Source organism: Nostoc sp. MS1 (assembly GCF_019976755.1).
Classification (GTDB): domain Bacteria; phylum Cyanobacteriota; class Cyanobacteriia; order Cyanobacteriales; family Nostocaceae; genus Trichormus.
On record NZ_AP023441.1, the window covers coordinates 6,559,718 to 6,575,343 of the forward strand.

Below are 15,626 nucleotides of genomic sequence, written 5' to 3' on the forward strand. Positions count from 1 at the left end.
ATCACAAACTAAATTCAGCTGCATTACCCTCATCTACGTTCATATCTTTACCCGCAGCCGTGGGTTTAAAATTAGAGCCATGAATTAGCTCACTAAATTTAATCGTTGGATTGTGATGTAAGATATTCAACACACTAACAAAATCTCGGACAATTTCCCCTGGTGTTAATAGGGCTTCTGCACCTAATCGGCTGACAATTTCTTTGACAAATTCTTGTAATTCTTTATTAGTTAGAGTCTTGTCATAACCAAAATGGGCGGCATGAATTTCGCTTAATCTTTGCAACAGTGAAAGAATTTCTGCTTCAGTTAAAGGGTTGAGGCGGATAACTGGGCTGTTAACTTCTTGCATATCAGACTGGGTGACAAAACGGCTTTCTTTGGTGCGCCTACGCCAAGCTTGGTCTGCGAAAAGTCCGCGATTTGGGTCTTCTAAAAACTTAGTAGTTCCACCAATCACAATGCCTAAATGTTCTGCTTTGCACTGCATGGTATCATTGAACATTGCTAGCAGTCGGTTATAGTTTTTTTCCCTAGTAACTGTAGTAGATATCTGGTAAAGATTAACTGCTTCATCCATTAAAATCAGCAGTCCTTTATAACCAATCTCAGCTACAAATTTAGCTAAGAGTTTAATATAGTCATACCAACTATCATCATCAATAATTACCCTAACTCCCAAGGCTGTTCTCGCTTCGGTTTTAGTGTTAAATTCTCCCCGTAACCAACGCAGTGCTGAGTTTTTTAAATCATCATCATCTAAGCGGTAGCCACGCCAATAGGCAATAATAATGCTACCAAAATCAAACCCATGTACTAAGTCTTCTATATACTGCACAACTTCTCTAATTTTGGCTTCTACTTGGTCGTCAAAACCATCATCATTAGGACGGAGGTTACTTTCTTTAGCCACTTCCTGCTGGATTTTATTAATCCATCCTTCTAAAATTGAGACTAATGCACCACCATCAGGACGAGTTTTTGTGGAAAGGTGACTCATCAATTCTCGATAGGTGGCTAAACCTTCGTTATTACTTCCAGCTAGGCGACGTTCCGAGGATAAATCAGCATCAGCAACTACAAAACCTTGTTCCATTGCTTGGTTACGTAGCATCTGAAGCATAAAGCTTTTTCCTGAACCATAGTTGCCAATAATAAAGCGAAATGCTGCTACACCTTCGCTAATATCATCAAGGTTTTGTGATAGGCTTTGAAGTTCTTTTTCTCGACCAACTGCTATATGTTCTAATCCTAATCTGGGAACTACTCCCGCGCCTAAAGAGTTGATTAAAGCAGTTGAAGTTTTTTTCGAGATTTTGAGCTTTGCCATGTATTTTACTTTAGTTGATATCAATCTAGAATGAGATGTATCGATGAAGAGTTAACCGCCAGTAAAAGAGGATGCACGTAGATAAGAGTTAGTTGGAGGAAGCTTGTTTAGTCATTAAATTTTCATATAAAGCAATTACTTTACGGACATTTAATATATGTTCTGGATAAATTCTTGGCACTTCTAATTCTGTTTCAATAATTAGCTCACCAATAGTATCATTAGCCCGCTCATTGATAGAATCAATCAATAAATTTGGCATGGTAATGTTGGCTTCAGCTATTTTTTTAATAGATGGTTTGGGATTATCTTGCTCTACTATACTTTTTAGGACTTGAATTTCATATGTGGGTAACTGTCTAAAGAATGTATGCCATTCTTCAGATAAAGATTTAATATTATCATTTTCAGAATTTAATGTATCTAAATTTTCTATAATATCTGTAAATGGGAAAAATTCGCCTGCTTGTTCTTCTATATTTACAGGTAGGGATTCTTGGTTAACGGTTTCTACTTGTTGTAAGAGTTCCCATACTTGGTTTTGTAAAATATCTCTTTCTTGCTGTAGAAGTAAAATCTCGTTTTGTATTTGTTCTAGTTCGGTGTGGCGTTCAGTTTTTTGACTTTGTAAATAACTAATATGAGCGGCTAAACTTTCTTTTTCATTACTGGTATCTGTCAAGATTTGATTTTGCTTTTCTTTCTCAGCTTCTAAATCTTGAATCGTAATTCTTAATTCATAAAGCCTTTCTTCTAGTTGCGGCTTGATTCTACCTAATAGGGTAATGTTACTCTCAATTTCTTGCTTTTCTTGTTGCAGTCCATCAATTTGAGTTTGTAACTGGGCAATTTCGGCGCGTTGACTATGAAAACTAGCTTCTATACGGCGTTTTTCTGTTCCTAATGTAGATAAGGCGTTATTTAGTTCTGCTTGATTTTGTTCTAAAATATATATGGTATTTTTTAAATTGTTAACCTCAGATTCTATCTGTTTTCTTTGACTAGCAAAAACTCCTAAATCTCGATGCAAGCTATCTCTTTGATTACGACAGTCTAAAATTTGATTTTGTAGTTGCTTTGTCTCGTTATAAAGTAAGTTACGGTGGGTTTCTAGTTGGTCTATTTCCCTCGCTAAACGAGATTTTAGTCCTTCCGTTTCTTTAATTCGTTTACGGAATGAATTTAAAAGTAATAATTCATAATTTCTCCGTCGCTTATCTACAAATAAGGCTGCTGCGTAAGTAGCGATAACTGTAATTACACCTGTCAAGAAAGCTTGACCAAAATTCCATCTGGGAACTAGACTCAAGCCAAAACTCACACTAAAGGCAATTATGCCTAAAATAAATCTATTACTTACTATTACTGGTTGCATATTGCTCATTTTTAGCGTAGTTAATTTGTTTGAGTGAGCAGCCTTGCCAATGATTACTCCTCATATTTTGATGTTAGTGATTCTAGTTGTAAGTTGTTGTACATAAGATTTTGATAAAAGTAACGAAATATTAAAATCAAGTAATAATTATTTTCATGATTGGGTATCGGAAATCTTGTTATTTGTACCAAATAATGTTGTGTCTGCTTTGAGGAAATCGATAAATTGCCTTGCTGTACGTCCAGAACGTCCATTATGGCGTGTTGCCCATTGTAGGGCTTGATATTCTAAATCTGCTTGATTGATATCAATTTCGGCTTGGGCTGCTAGATGGCGTACAATTTGTAGGTATGTATTTTGATCGGCAGCGTCAAAGGTGAGGGTTAAACCGAAGCGATCGCTAAACGATAATTTTTCCTGCATTGTGTCCCAAGCATGGACTTCTTCGTTATTTTTCAGGCTTGGTCTATCGGCAAAAAACTCACGGATTAAATGACGGCGATTTGAGGTAGCATAAACAACTACGTTCTGTGGACGGGCAGTCAAGTTACCTTCTAAGACAACCTTCAGTGCTTTGAAGGCATCATCATCTTCTTCAAAGGACAAATCATCCACAAAGATAATAAATTTTTGCGGCACTGGGCGTAACTGTTCCACAATCTTAGGTAAATCCTTTAGGTCTGATTTTGTTACTTCTAATAAACGTAGTTGTCTATGACTATATTCATTTAATAAGGCTTTGACTAGAGAAGATTTTCCCGCCCCACGACTACCGTAAAGTAATACATGGAGTGCTGTTTGTCCTGCTAAGAGGAATTGGGTATTTTTTAACAATGCCTCTTGTTGTGAGTCGTAACCAACAAGTGAACTTAGTTTAACTGGGTCAGGGTAAGGAATGCCAATAAATTCTCCTTCTTGCCACCTCAAGGCGTGGTATTGGGCAAATAAACCTGTACCGAAATTTTGATAATAGGTGGCTAATTCTTCTACTGCATCGGCCCAATTGTCTAGGTGATGAAAAAATGATCCTCCTTCCAAACCCAAATCATCCTGTTCTGTGTACCAAACGACAGGAGAAATGGGTAAATGGGCTACTGCTTGCACCCACTCACACAAAACAGCACAGTTACATTCATGTAGACTTTGCAGAACATGTAAATCATGTCTAGCGGCTGCAATTAAAGCTGGGGGTATGGCTTCCAAGTCTTGCTGTTGGGTAAGTTTGCTGAAGGGGTTTTCCGCAATCAAAATTTGCGAAATTAAATAGTCTTCCCAATTTTGTTTTCTGGTAGCTAAAGCGTGAAAGTAATTGCCATAAGCTTGAAGAGTGCTGCGTGCATCAGCTTCAGCATAGCGTATGGCTTGTAACAGTTCGAGGAAAGCAATACCGACATCGGTTTGCAAGACTGATTGGTAGAGTAAGAGTGAGGCTGCTTGGCGTTGCAGAAATTGTATTTGGGGATAGGGGGAACTGTTGGCTGACATTGGTGGGTTATTTGTATTTAGTCATTAGTCATTAGTCCATAGTTTGTTGACTGTTGACTGTTGACTGTTTTATTTACTTGAGGTTTAACAATGAATTTAAGTATAATTGCTGCGATCGCCTATGGTGTGTTAACTGTTGTTGGTGGCATTATTGGCTACAAACAGGCTAATAGTCAAGTTTCCCTCTTTAGTGGTATTATTAGCGGTTTACTACTGTTTGCTGCTGCTTACTTACAACTCCAAGGCAATAGTTGGGGTCTAATTTTAGCAACTGCTGTCACTGGCGTTTTGGTCATAGTTTTTGCAATTAGATTAGCTAAAACACGTAAGTTTATGCCTGCTGGTTTAATGACTATTTTAGGTATGTTGGCACTTGCTGTTTTGGTCAATCAACTTGTATCTCGATAACTTTGTTTTTGTCAGTTATGGTAATTTGCCCACTTGGTAGGTATTAAACCTTGGGTAACAACTGACATTAACTTTAGTTAGTGTTTAATATAGTACATTTATATTACTAAAATGTGAATTATGTAATGTGACACGCTTGTATATTAAGTGTGTCGTAAGTTACTAAAATTATGTAGTGAAATACAAGCGTAGTATACGTCTATAAGTTAGATATTTAGCAAAAAAATTTTATCTAGCTAAAGTGTCCGGTTGGCTGTGCATGGTGATGATAAATAAAAATAATATCCTATGCCAAATTCATCAAGTTACAAACTTTAGAGTTTAAATGTAACAATTATTACATTTTTTATTGTATTACTCTGCTTGAAACTTACTTTTGAGAAGTAGGTAAAGTTAGCTTTCTCATGTGAAAAATTTCAACAGCGTAATATAAATTTTGGTATGCGTTGTTTTTAGCGATTGTTTAAAAAGTAGTTGCCGATGATTTTAAAACATCCTCTTACAGATACACCGAAGTAAATAAGTACTGATTTATATGTCCTCAAGTAGTTACTTAGAGTATTAGAGTAACATGAGTAAAAATATTAAATTTATTAGTAAAAAAGCATCATAAATCACAAAATAATTATATATGCTGAAATAAATCTTTCTGGTAGGTGACAATTTGATTTTAAAGTTTAGTTATTTAAAACATCAATAATTAAAGCAAAAATAAAGTTGTTTTTGCCATTTTGGCAGGTATTGATCAGAGAGATAGGATATTTATAGATGAGAGCAATTATTATTGATAATTACAACCTTGTTGTTATCTACCTAGACGATTAAAACTAAACCAATCTTGAGATTAGGTCAGTATCTCAGCTATTTTATAAGGGTATAATCCATGTTATTACCACTGTCTTCTCAAAATGTTATTCGGTATCTGCAAGCAGTAGGTATGTGTAGCTTGGAAGATGACAAATTAGATGTATTGAATTTGTCAGTTAATCAGAAGAATTATAATTTAGTGGTTGATGTAGCAGATAATCACAAGCTACTAGTTAAACAAGAACATGGTACAGAAAATGAGGGAATTATCCATGAATTGTTTAATGAGTGGCTATTTCACCAATTACTACAAAAGTTTCCAGTTTTAGGTAATATTTCGGCGATCGCGCCATTAGTGGTACATTTTGATGAGGAAAATTCCATCCTCGTCCGCAGTTATTTAAGCGAATACCTAGATTTAAGTCAGTATTATCAAAACAGCAATATTTTTCCTATAGATATCGCGGCTGCTATTGGGACGACGTTAGCAGCTTTACACCGGACTACCTTTCATGGTAAAGAATACCGCGATTTTATGGCAACTGCACCGCAAGGTCAGTTCCGCTATCATTTTTATAATCCAGCACAAGGAATAGGTTCCCTTGATCCAGCGATTTTTGGTAATATTCCTACTGAAGCCTTAAAATTTCATGTTCTCTATCAGCGTTACGAGAGTTTAGAAGCTGCGATCGCTGATTTGGCTTATGAGTGGAACGCTTGCTGTTTAACTCATAACGACCTCAAGCTCAACAATATATTAATTCATTCCCGATGGAACCAATTAGATAATTGTCTTGTGCGATTAATTGATTGGGAGGCTTGCACATGGGGAGATCCCGCTTTTGATGTAGGAACTATTTTGGCTAGTTATTTGGAAATTTGGCTGGAAAGTTTAATTTTAGATCCTACTCTAGAATTGACAGAATCGTTACAACTAGCAATGACACCAATAGAGGAAATTCAACCATCATTAGTGGCTTTGTTACAAGGTTATTTACAAGCCTTTCCGATGATTTTGACATATCATCCTGATTTCTTGGTGCGAGTGATTAAGTTTACAGGTTTGGCTTTAATCCACCAAATTCAGGACAAAATTAATAAATATAAATTATTTAATGATTCTCATCTTTATATGTTGGAAGTAGCCAAAGATTTCCTAACTATGCCTGAACAATCTGTGCTGAGTATTTTCGGTATTTCGGAGGAAGAAATCCTTTCTCCCATAGCCAAAATTCAACAGATACCACAACCTGAAAAAGAAAAACAGCTAGTGCGTCTTTATTACGAAAAGACTCGGTTACGTGGTTGTTAAAGCAAGTATTTTGAACAATTCAAATAGCCATTAATTTTTAATTACGAATTGTTCTGTGTAGGGTTTTTCTAAACTATCAATTTTGACCTTGGAATTGAGCGATGCTAGATTCTTCTGCTAACCCACTACTTAATTCTCTAATGGATATTGCCACCAATATCCAAATCAAGCCTAACTTTTGTATTGATCATCCCAGTTATCAACCTTTTGCTCTACCAACTAAAGTAGCAGATAGATTTCAGCATAACTCGGTTGCCCTACAAAATAAATATCTTGCCTTACTGTTGCGTAATTTCTTATATGGAATTTATTACAACGGTGTCTTACAAAATAATTTGACACTTGATAATGATGCTAACTACTCAGTACCACAGAATTTAGCAACAAATTCAACTGTTGGTATTGATTGGGAATTTTACGAACAACTGCAAGCTAACAATCATGGTAGAGGTTATTTTGACCCTAGTTGGCAGGTATTACGTAAAGAGCCTGATGGTAGTATGGCAGTTACTAAAGGTGGTTTAACCTTATATATTGAACCAGATTGCCATTTAAAACCAGGTAAAAAATCTGCGGCTGTTGGCGAGTCAGTAGCAATTTGGATGCCTAATAATCGCTTACAGAATGGTTATTATTTAGCTGTGAGTGATGTAGGACAAGAACAGATAAGTCATCCAGAGGCTAATTTAGGTACGGGGAGAATCTATTTTAATTTTAGTGCGGCTGGTGCGATCGCTCTCATGGATAGTTTAACCCAGCAGTTAAACGCCACCACCATTCCTTTTACCTTTCAAGTCCTTTACAACCCTTGTGCCTACGGACGCTACGACTCAGGCGTACTTTACTTTGAACATCACGACTATCCAGCAATTCACAAAGTTCTCCAAGTTGTGTATAAAGAATATCAAGGTTATTTTCGTCCAGAAATACCCTTATTTACTAAGTTTTTAGCACCTGGGTTGAGTTTAGCAGAGGAACCATCTCAAAAATTTGCCGCACAAGAAAGTTTTGGGATGAACCGTTGTCAAATTGTCGCTAATGCTTTGTTAGAAGCTTGGCAAAAAGGTAAGAATGCAGTGGAAGAACGTATGAAGACTATTAATCAACACTTTCAACACCATTCTATAGATTTACAACGTCCTTATCTCAACCCTACCTCTAAGGATATATATTCACCTTTAAAGCTATAAAGTTTACTTGCACAGTAATATTATTTTATAGAGCAGGCTTACAGTCTGCTTTTTTTTAGTTTAAATTCAATAACTTAACTAATCTATTTCTACACCTGACTGAACTAGTATTTAATTTTGAATTTTAAATTTTGAATTTTGAATTGTAACTATGCCTTTTACTTATAACCGAACAATTCGCTTTTCAGATACAGATGCGGCGGGAGTGGTTTATTTCGCTAATACACTCAGCATTTGTCATGAAGCTTACGAAGAATCTCTAAAAATATCAGGAATTAATCTCAAGGATTATTTTACTAATCCTGTAGTGGGTTTTCCTATTGTTCACGCTAATGTTGATTTTTTCCGTCCGTTATATTGTGGGGATCAAGTCATAGTTAGCTTAACGCCACAAAAAATAGGTACGGAAAGGTTTGAGATTAATTATGAAATTTTCTTAGTAGATGTATTAGTTGCTAAGGCAGTCACTCGTCACGTTTGTATTGATGTTGGTAGTAGGAATAAGCAAGAATTACCTGCGGAGATTAGTCAGTGGTTGGAAAGTTTTCGGAAGGAGACGGAGGGGATGGAAAGGAGGAAGGCTAGAGAGGTGATTTAGGAGGTTTTAAACGCGGAGGTACGCGGTGAACCAGCGCTGTAGGATGGTTTCCCTCTCTGACGTTCGCGTAGCGTGTCGGAGACAGACGCTTACGCGAACCGCAGGCGACTGGTGAACCCGGAGGGAGGTTGATGCAGAGGAACGCAGAGAGTAGTTTTAGTAAACCTCTTGCATAAATACTTTGGTGTTGCTAACAAGATTATTTTAAGGCTCACGCAAAGGCGCTAAGACGCAAAGAAGAACGCGAAATAATAACTCTTAAGGTTATATATTTTGAGTATTTAATTATTTGTGTAAGAGGTCTAGTGTTTGGTTTTGGGGATGACGTTTCTCATGCCGCTTTTAGTGCCTATGGCATCTCCTTTGTAGCGGGGAATGATATGAATAGTGGCGTGCATAATGTTTTGTCCGGCGGCTTTATTGATGTTCATGCCTATATTAAAGCCATCTGGTGCAAATTCTGCTTGGATAAATTGTTGAACTTTATTCACCATTAGCCAGCAAGCAGATTGTTCTTTTAATGGTAAGTCGAAATAATTACTAACGTGGCGTTTAGGAATAACTAATATATGTCCTTTACTAACGGGATAGCCATCAAACATGGCGTAAGTTGTTGCTGACTCAGTTAGTAAGTTTAAGTTCTTGCGGGGATTGCAAAATATACAGTAATTAGATGAATTACGTTGATTATTGTAATGGGAGTATTGGTATATTTCTCTGCTTTCGTCTACATAGATTGAGTGGAAGGGAAGTTTAACAATACATTGATATGTAGGCTTTTTATGCACATAATGTTCCCGAAAGCCTTCTTTCTTTATATCCCTTCTGACAACATAATAAGCTTTACCTCCTGGTTTTAATAAGTAAGAAACTTCCATGAGAACATTAGCTTGTTCTTCAGGGAATAAAACATTTAAAACATAAGAGCAAATTATAGTGTCAAATTTATTTTGAGGATGTTGAGAGAAATAATAAGGGTCATAACCTGTAATATCTAAGCCTTTTTGAGCCAAAATTTTAACGTCATTACCAAAGCCACAACCAAAATCTAAGATTTTACCTTGTAATAAATTCTGATTGAGTAGAAACTGTGCAGGAAATGATAAATAAGTTCTGTCGATCGCAGTGAGATGGCTAAATTGATTTTTTTGCTGTTTCATGGAAATCTGAGATTCATCTGTATTGTCTTAACACAGCAAAAACTCACACCGCGATGGTCTACGACCGACCGGAGGTCATCGCCAATTCTACGGTAATAAATATGTTTTTATATCTATCTAAATTACTGCCACTGTTTTTCTATCCTTTGGGGTTAGCCAGTGTCGGTTTAGTTGTAGCACTGGTAACTTTACACAAACGTCCACGGATAGCGACTACAGCTATAGCTTTGTCTTTAACTTTATTATTATTGTGTAGTAACGCCTGGGTGTCTAAATACTTAGTGCGATCGCTAGAATGGCAAAATCTCCCCCCCGCACAATTACCCAATGCGGAAGCTATCGTAGTATTAGGTGGTGGAACTAAGTCACCCTCTCCACCAAGGATGATGCCTGACTTAAGCGAACAAGGCGATCGCGTCATCTACGCTGCTCAATTATACCGCCAAAACAAAGCCCCGTTCATTGTTCTCAGTGGCGGCCGCATTGATTGGCGCGGAAGCGGTTCACCAGAATCAGCAGATATGGCTAATATCCTTACTTCCCTTGGTATCCCGACTGAAGCATTGATTCAAGAACCAGACTCACTTAACACACATCAAAATGCCGTAAATGTCAAGAAAATTCTCGAAACTCGTCGTATTCGCAAAGTATTACTGGTAACATCAGCATTACACATGCCGCGATCGCTCAAAATTTTCCAGCGTCAGGGTATAGATGTTATTCCCGCACCTACGGACTTTTTGGTAAGTGAAGGCGACCTACAAGAACTGGGTAACACCCCCAAAGCCGCTATATTGAATTTATTACCCGATACTTACAACTTACACTTATTCACCTACGCCTTAAAAGAATACGTTGGTAGCTTTATTTATTGGTTACGTGGCTGGGTGTAATTTTTCAGTTGACAGTTGTCAGTTGTCAGTGGTTAAAGGCTTCTTCCTTTCCCCCTCATCTTCCTCATCTCCCCCTACTCCCCACTCCCCACTCCCTACTCCCCAAAACTATGCGAGAAAACTTACCCTATATCCTACCTGCTCCCCAGCCGCAAGCTGAAGAAACTTTTGCGGTTTATCAGACGACTCATCAGTTTTATTATGAAGTGCAAAAACGTTCTGAGTTTGAGCAGTATTGTCAATGGTATTACGAAACTGCCGAGCAGAACCGTCGGGAGCTTGAAAGAATGCGCGGCGAAGTGAATATTTTCTCGTGGTTCCGCCGCTCCTCAAAAATGTAGATACTTTAGATAACTTCTAACTCATTTTCCCGTAGGTGAGCTTTAAACTTCTTACTAAACTGGACAAGAAAAGGCAGGTTAGCACTAACAGGTCTACCTTGCCATTGGGTGACAATCTCCACAATTTCGCCTTCTGAGGCTTTGAGGTCAAAAGCCTGACCCCGATGTTCAGGATGATGGTAAACTACTACCGATTCTTTGACACGAACGCGATCGCCTGCTTTCATAACAACATTCACACCTTTTTCGACAAGTATTTCCACAGCCATCCCTCACTGAACTTTTTGACAAAAAGTATTGTTGACAACAACTCCCATAGCACTTAATACTTACAGACGCTCCCTTAAAACTTCTGTAACCTCTATACAAACAAAGCCTGCCTATGCAGGCTCTTAGCGCAATTAGTCAGCAAAATCAGAATTTCTGAGTAGACTATATATTGACAAGTAGTTAGGAAAACTAAGTTGTTCCTAATCCCGGCAACTAAGCAAAAACATCAAGCAATAATTTTTGCCAAATAGTAAACTTATTGGCTGGAAAATTTGCTGCTTGTGTTTCTTGAACACACTTGTCCACGCTCACAGGTATCTCAAAAGAACATTTGCGAGTCAGGATATACTCACAAGTAAGTCGAAACCCGCTTTGCTTTTGCTGTACGCTTGAACAACAGAATTAATTCTACAATAAATAGTCATTAGTCATTAGTCATCAAGTCAGTTGACTGTGTGGATAGAAACTCTCCCCCTACTCCCTCATCTTCCCTACCGCGTACACACAAGTATAGGCAGCAAAGGTTTCAACTCTTTTAGCCCCCATAAATGCCCAAATTTTGGGCAACTGGAAACTTCAATTATCCCTCTAATTTTAGGAATAGGGCGATGAAACCAAGTTTTAGGTAGGATTTCAAGACTTGTGTGTACACTGTAGCTCATCTCCCCCATCTCCCACCCTACGGATATTGTTGGCGAATGTAACTCAATGTTACCAAGCCCTAATAAGTTTAGAGATTGAGCATTATGAGGATTTTGATAGTCGAAGATGACGATCGCATTGCTAAACCGTTAGCCGAATATTTAAGGCGACAACACCATATTGTAGATATCACACCCGATGGGCTTGAGGGGTGGGAATGGTCGCAATCAGGATTATATGAGTTAATCTTATTAGATTTAATGCTTCCTAAATTAGATGGCATCACTCTGTGTGAGCGTTTACGTGCTGCTTCATCCAATGTTCTGATTTTAATGCTGACAGCACGAGATACAACAAGCGATAAAATTATTGGACTTGATGCTGGTGCTGATGATTACTTGGTTAAACCATTTGACTTAAAAGAGTTAGCAGCACGCATCAGGGCTTTAGCTCGAAGAACTCCAGAGATTCGCCCATCAATTTTGATCCACGGTGATTTGCAAATAGATCCGGGCAGCCAACAGGTTACTTATGCAGGGAATATTCTGTCATTAACACCTAAAGAATACATGATATTAGAATATTTTTTGAGACACCCAAATCAAGTTGTGACTCGTTCAGCAATCTTTGACAAACTGTGGGAACTTGATAAATATTCGGGGGAAGGAAGTATCAAAACTCATATTACAAATTTGCGGAATAAACTCAAAGCTGCTGGAATTTCAGAAGACTTGATTGAAAATGTTTATGGCATTGGTTATCGTTTACGACATCAGTAAAATAGCTTAATTAAAAATATTGGTATCAATCATTACTTATATGTGTATCACCAGGAATTTTAGTTAATAACCAATTATTTACTAGCCATAAGAATGTGTTTCAAAAAATTCGATATCGTTTATTGTTGTCTTACTTGGTAGTTTTTGCATCACTGCTAGGAATATTTGCGCTCGCAGTCCGAATTGTTTTCGCTCATAGTCTGACTCAACAAATTAAAGATAAACTCACAGCTATAGGACAAGGTGCAGCTGCAAATGTAGAATTTGATGCAGGTCGCCTTAAAGTTGAGAGTGACTTTCGTCCACAAGACCTAATTGCTCGTCATCAAGCATTACAGTGGTTTGATACTCAAGGCCATTTAGTTACTCAACAAGGAAAAACTGTCTTAAACTCACCATTATTACCAAGCAAAATAGTACAAGTTCAGAGCGGCAAAGTTCGTATCCAAGCTGCAACTATACCAATTATGGATAGTGACAATAATCAGTTGGTTGGGTATGTGAGGGTGAGTCAATCTTTAGAAGAATTTGATGAAACTCTCAAAAAATTAGACTGGGGATTAGGCGGTGGAATTCTTATAACTTTGGTTCTTAGTGGGATTGGTGGCATTTTCCTAACTCGTCAAGCGATACAACCTATTGAGGAGAGTTTTCAAAGGCTCAAACAGTTTACTGCTGATGCTTCCCATGAACTACGTAGTCCTTTAATGGCAATCAAAATTAATGCTGAGTTACCGTTAGAATATCCTATGGAAATCGGGCCAAAAGATGCAGAAAAGTTTCAGGCGATCGCTAGTGCTACTAACCAGATGACTCGTCTCACAGAAGACTTACTATTCTTGGCGCGTAACGAGAAAGTGCCAAATGGGAATTGGGATAGTCTCAATTTAACGTCTATCTTGGAAAACTTAGTGCTACTTTATAAACCCCAAGCCCAAGCCAAGCATATTAATTTGATCTGTGAGTTAACAGATAATCTTCACATGCTGGGTGATGCAGTCCAACTGACACGGCTATTTTCTAATTTAATTGAAAACGCAATCCATTACACACCATTAGGAGGCGTAGTTGAAATTAAAACCACTCGTGTTAGTTCTCAGGTTTATGTCAAAGTGCAAGATACGGGCGTGGGAATTGCACCAGAGCATATCGACAAGGTTTTTGAGCGTTTTTGGCGAGCAGATAAATCACGTTCTTATAATTCTGGTGGTTCTGGTTTGGGATTGGCGATCACTCAAGCGATCGCGCAAAATCACGGTGGATTAATTACTGTTACAAGTCAATTAGGAGTTGGTAGTTGTTTCAACGTCCGTTTACCAGCTTCTATAAATTAAGGATTGATCAAGTTTAACTTGATCAATCACCATATTAGATGTTTAGCTAGTATGTGCTACAACAGTTTTATTTAATTAAACTGCTGATTTACTTATCATCATTAGTTTCGCGATCGCCATCAGCAGTATATGGAACTTGAATACTACTCTTGGGACGAGTCGCTTCATTTTTTTCATCTTCTTGATTGTCATTTTCGGTATATAAAACCTTGCCATTACCAGCATCAACTTTCACATCTTGCTGACCAATTTTTACAGAGTAAACTAAACTGCCATTTTCATTTTCGAGTTTGACACTTTTCGCCTTACCTCCTACAGATGCTTCAGCTAGTTGCTGTGCTTGTTTTGCTGTAATTTTAGCTAGTGGTTGCAGTTTTGCTGCTTCTTGCTGTTCTTGTGTATCGTCGTTTGTTTCACCATCTCCATCACTGGCTTCGGCAACTTGGGTAGCAATATGATGCTGACGTACAATTGCTACTGAAGATTGGGGTTGTTTAGCTCCTACAACTCTCGACAATCCAGCAAAGCTCAACGTACCAACAAAAGCTGCTGACAAAATGATTTTCGTGGAAGTTTTCATACTTGTAGAATCTCTTTAATTCAGGGTTTGTATCTTCACAGTAGGTAATAAAAGTCCAGAAATAGTCAAGATTCAATTGAGTTGTACAAATTAAATATTAGATATCATGATTCACTTTTAATTAGGGATTTTAGCAATTGTAAGTCTATTTATCAGGAATCAACCTCGCTTAAAACCAAATCTTGACTTTTTCTTGACTTTTGCTGTGTAAACTATAATCAGTCAATATTTTAGTAAGCAATCCAGGCTATAAAAATAGCTGGCATATTCTCTAATTTCATTTCCACAAAAAATCAAAAATATAAATATCATGGATAAGATTTTAAACAGAGTTCCAGTGGTGACAATTTACTTCTGGATTATTAAAATTCTGGCAACTACGGTAGGAGAAACTGCGGCTGATTTTTTATCAATAACGCTTAAACCAAGGTTAAGCGTTACATCATATATTATGACAGGCTTATTGCTGATTGCGCTTTTAAATCAGTTTAGACTGAAGCGATATGTTCCATTTAGTTACTGGTTGGTGGTTGTTTTGATAAGTATTGTCGGTACATTAATTACTGATAAATTGGTAGATGATTTTGGAGTGAGTTTGGTGACAACTACCATAGTTTTTAGTTGTGTCTTGTTGGCAGTTTTTGCATTTTGGTATTTCAGCGAAAAGACATTAGCCATGCACTCGATCAACACAGCTAAAAGAGAAATTTTGTACTGGATAGCTATTTTACTGACATTTGCCTTGGGTACTTCAACGGGAGACCTTTTAGCCGAGACTTCGGGATTAGGTTATGCACAATCAGCATTAGTATTTGGGGCGGCAATTGCAATCATAACTAGCGGTTATTATTACTTGAGAATAAATGCAGTTTTGGCATTCTGGTGAGCTTACATCTTGACTCGTCCACTTGGAGCCTCGATAGGTGATTTACTATCCCAACCTACTAAAAATAGAGGTTTTGGCTATGGTACTGTTGGAACGAGTGTGCTTTTTCTGTCTATAATCATCAGCCTAGTGATTTACTTAAGCCTTAAGCGAAAGAAACCAGGCTTACTGCCGATTGACCGAGAAAATTGATTATTGATCGCTTTCGAGAACTTGGACATATTTATGTTTGTGAA

The 15,626-nt window shown here is 37.6% G+C and carries 16 protein-coding genes; 10 read left to right on the top strand and 6 right to left on the bottom strand.

The genetic code is table 11. The features are described from left to right. Position 1: 1 nt before the first annotated feature. The 3 genes from NSMS1_RS28390 to NSMS1_RS28400 form a co-directional block, all read right to left on the bottom strand. Positions 2-1,330 (bottom strand): ATP-binding protein, encoded by a 1,329-nt coding sequence (locus NSMS1_RS28390; RefSeq protein ID WP_224087965.1) that lies wholly within the window; start codon positions 1,328-1,330, stop codon positions 2-4. 88 nt (positions 1,331-1,418) lie between these two features. Next, a complete protein-coding gene (locus tag NSMS1_RS28395) occupies positions 1,419-2,705 on the bottom strand; it encodes a tellurite resistance TerB C-terminal domain-containing protein (RefSeq protein WP_224095377.1) in 1,287 nt (428 codons plus the stop codon). 153 nt (positions 2,706-2,858) lie between these two features. Beyond that, a complete protein-coding gene (locus NSMS1_RS28400; protein ID WP_224087966.1) occupies positions 2,859-4,190 on the bottom strand; it encodes an ATP-binding protein in 1,332 nt (443 codons plus the stop codon). A gap of 90 nt (positions 4,191-4,280) precedes the next feature. Here NSMS1_RS28400 and NSMS1_RS28405 point away from each other — a divergent pair, with 90 nt between their 5' ends. The 4 genes from NSMS1_RS28405 to NSMS1_RS28420 all read left to right on the top strand — a co-directional run bounded on the left by NSMS1_RS28405 (position 4,281) and on the right by NSMS1_RS28420 (position 8,505). Next, on the top strand, positions 4,281-4,598 hold the full coding sequence (locus NSMS1_RS28405) for a TMEM14 family protein (RefSeq protein ID WP_224087967.1): 318 nt from the start codon (positions 4,281-4,283) through the stop codon (positions 4,596-4,598). An 883-nt stretch (positions 4,599-5,481) separates the two neighbouring features. Continuing rightward, positions 5,482-6,717, top strand: coding sequence for a phosphotransferase family protein (locus NSMS1_RS28410; RefSeq protein ID WP_224087968.1), 1,236 nt, complete (start codon positions 5,482-5,484; stop codon positions 6,715-6,717). A 101-nt stretch (positions 6,718-6,818) separates the two neighbouring features. Next, entirely contained in the window at positions 6,819-7,907 is a 1,089-nt protein-coding gene (locus NSMS1_RS28415) for a T3SS effector HopA1 family protein (RefSeq protein WP_224087969.1), read from the top strand. Positions 7,908-8,058: 151 nt separating this feature from the next. Continuing rightward, on the top strand, positions 8,059-8,505 hold the full coding sequence (locus NSMS1_RS28420) for an acyl-CoA thioesterase (RefSeq protein ID WP_224087970.1): 447 nt from the start codon (positions 8,059-8,061) through the stop codon (positions 8,503-8,505). 302 nt (positions 8,506-8,807) lie between these two features. On the opposite strand, the gene NSMS1_RS28425 is transcribed toward NSMS1_RS28420, so the two are convergent. Beyond that, a complete protein-coding gene (locus NSMS1_RS28425) occupies positions 8,808-9,665 on the bottom strand; it encodes an HIT family protein (RefSeq protein WP_224087971.1) in 858 nt (285 codons plus the stop codon). Between the two features lie 101 nt (positions 9,666-9,766). Between NSMS1_RS28425 and NSMS1_RS28430 the strand changes: the two genes are divergently transcribed. Both NSMS1_RS28430 and NSMS1_RS28435 read left to right on the top strand, forming a co-directional pair. Continuing rightward, the gene (locus NSMS1_RS28430) at positions 9,767-10,558 is read left to right on the top strand and encodes a YdcF family protein (RefSeq protein ID WP_224087972.1); all 792 of its coding nucleotides are present in this window, start codon (positions 9,767-9,769) and stop codon (positions 10,556-10,558) included. A 110-nt stretch (positions 10,559-10,668) separates the two neighbouring features. Further along, positions 10,669-10,899, top strand: coding sequence for a hypothetical protein (locus NSMS1_RS28435; RefSeq protein WP_224095378.1), 231 nt, complete (start codon positions 10,669-10,671; stop codon positions 10,897-10,899). Between the two features lie 5 nt (positions 10,900-10,904). Here NSMS1_RS28435 and NSMS1_RS28440 read toward each other — a convergent pair whose 3' ends face one another. Then, on the bottom strand, positions 10,905-11,168 hold the full coding sequence (locus NSMS1_RS28440; protein WP_224087973.1) for a ferredoxin-thioredoxin reductase variable chain: 264 nt from the start codon (positions 11,166-11,168) through the stop codon (positions 10,905-10,907). A 747-nt stretch (positions 11,169-11,915) separates the two neighbouring features. Here NSMS1_RS28440 and NSMS1_RS28445 point away from each other — a divergent pair. Beyond that, the gene (locus tag NSMS1_RS28445) at positions 11,916-12,590 is read left to right on the top strand and encodes a response regulator transcription factor (protein WP_224087974.1); all 675 of its coding nucleotides are present in this window, start codon (positions 11,916-11,918) and stop codon (positions 12,588-12,590) included. Positions 12,591-12,685: 95 nt separating this feature from the next. Continuing rightward, the gene (locus NSMS1_RS28450; RefSeq protein WP_224087975.1) at positions 12,686-13,924 is read left to right on the top strand and encodes an ATP-binding protein; all 1,239 of its coding nucleotides are present in this window, start codon (positions 12,686-12,688) and stop codon (positions 13,922-13,924) included. 88 nt (positions 13,925-14,012) lie between these two features. Here NSMS1_RS28450 and NSMS1_RS28455 read toward each other — a convergent pair whose 3' ends face one another. Beyond that, positions 14,013-14,504: a PepSY domain-containing protein gene (locus NSMS1_RS28455; protein WP_224087976.1), complete on the bottom strand. Its 492-nt coding sequence runs from the start codon at positions 14,502-14,504 to the stop codon at positions 14,013-14,015. Between the two features lie 310 nt (positions 14,505-14,814). Here NSMS1_RS28455 and NSMS1_RS28460 point away from each other — a divergent pair, with 310 nt between their 5' ends. Together NSMS1_RS28460 and NSMS1_RS28465 are read left to right on the top strand one after the other, a co-directional pair. Then, entirely contained in the window at positions 14,815-15,390 is a 576-nt protein-coding gene (locus NSMS1_RS28460) for a hypothetical protein (protein WP_224087977.1), read from the top strand. A 9-nt stretch (positions 15,391-15,399) separates the two neighbouring features. Continuing rightward, entirely contained in the window at positions 15,400-15,582 is a 183-nt protein-coding gene (locus NSMS1_RS28465; RefSeq protein WP_224087978.1) for a hypothetical protein, read from the top strand. The last annotated feature ends 44 nt before the right edge of the window (positions 15,583-15,626 follow it).

What these genes read in the sequence shown, in the direction of transcription:
- NSMS1_RS28390 (WP_224087965.1), bottom strand. Translation starts at nt 1,330, where the DNA reads ATGGCAAAGCTCAAAATCTCGAAAAAAACTTCAACTGCTTTAATCAAC.
- NSMS1_RS28395 (WP_224095377.1), bottom strand. Translation starts at nt 2,705, where the DNA reads ATGCAACCAGTAATAGTAAGTAATAGATTTATTTTAGGCATAATTGCC.
- NSMS1_RS28400 (WP_224087966.1), bottom strand. Translation starts at nt 4,190, where the DNA reads ATGTCAGCCAACAGTTCCCCCTATCCCCAAATACAATTTCTGCAACGC.
- NSMS1_RS28405 (WP_224087967.1), top strand. Translation starts at nt 4,281, where the DNA reads ATGAATTTAAGTATAATTGCTGCGATCGCCTATGGTGTGTTAACTGTT.
- NSMS1_RS28410 (WP_224087968.1), top strand. Translation starts at nt 5,482, where the DNA reads ATGTTATTACCACTGTCTTCTCAAAATGTTATTCGGTATCTGCAAGCA.
- NSMS1_RS28415 (WP_224087969.1), top strand. Translation starts at nt 6,819, where the DNA reads ATGCTAGATTCTTCTGCTAACCCACTACTTAATTCTCTAATGGATATT.
- NSMS1_RS28420 (WP_224087970.1), top strand. Translation starts at nt 8,059, where the DNA reads ATGCCTTTTACTTATAACCGAACAATTCGCTTTTCAGATACAGATGCG.
- NSMS1_RS28425 (WP_224087971.1), bottom strand. Translation starts at nt 9,665, where the DNA reads ATGAAACAGCAAAAAAATCAATTTAGCCATCTCACTGCGATCGACAGA.
- NSMS1_RS28430 (WP_224087972.1), top strand. Translation starts at nt 9,767, where the DNA reads ATGTTTTTATATCTATCTAAATTACTGCCACTGTTTTTCTATCCTTTG.
- NSMS1_RS28435 (WP_224095378.1), top strand. Translation starts at nt 10,669, where the DNA reads ATGCGAGAAAACTTACCCTATATCCTACCTGCTCCCCAGCCGCAAGCT.
- NSMS1_RS28440 (WP_224087973.1), bottom strand. Translation starts at nt 11,168, where the DNA reads ATGGCTGTGGAAATACTTGTCGAAAAAGGTGTGAATGTTGTTATGAAA.
- NSMS1_RS28445 (WP_224087974.1), top strand. Translation starts at nt 11,916, where the DNA reads ATGAGGATTTTGATAGTCGAAGATGACGATCGCATTGCTAAACCGTTA.
- NSMS1_RS28455 (WP_224087976.1), bottom strand. Translation starts at nt 14,504, where the DNA reads ATGAAAACTTCCACGAAAATCATTTTGTCAGCAGCTTTTGTTGGTACG.
- NSMS1_RS28460 (WP_224087977.1), top strand. Translation starts at nt 14,815, where the DNA reads ATGGATAAGATTTTAAACAGAGTTCCAGTGGTGACAATTTACTTCTGG.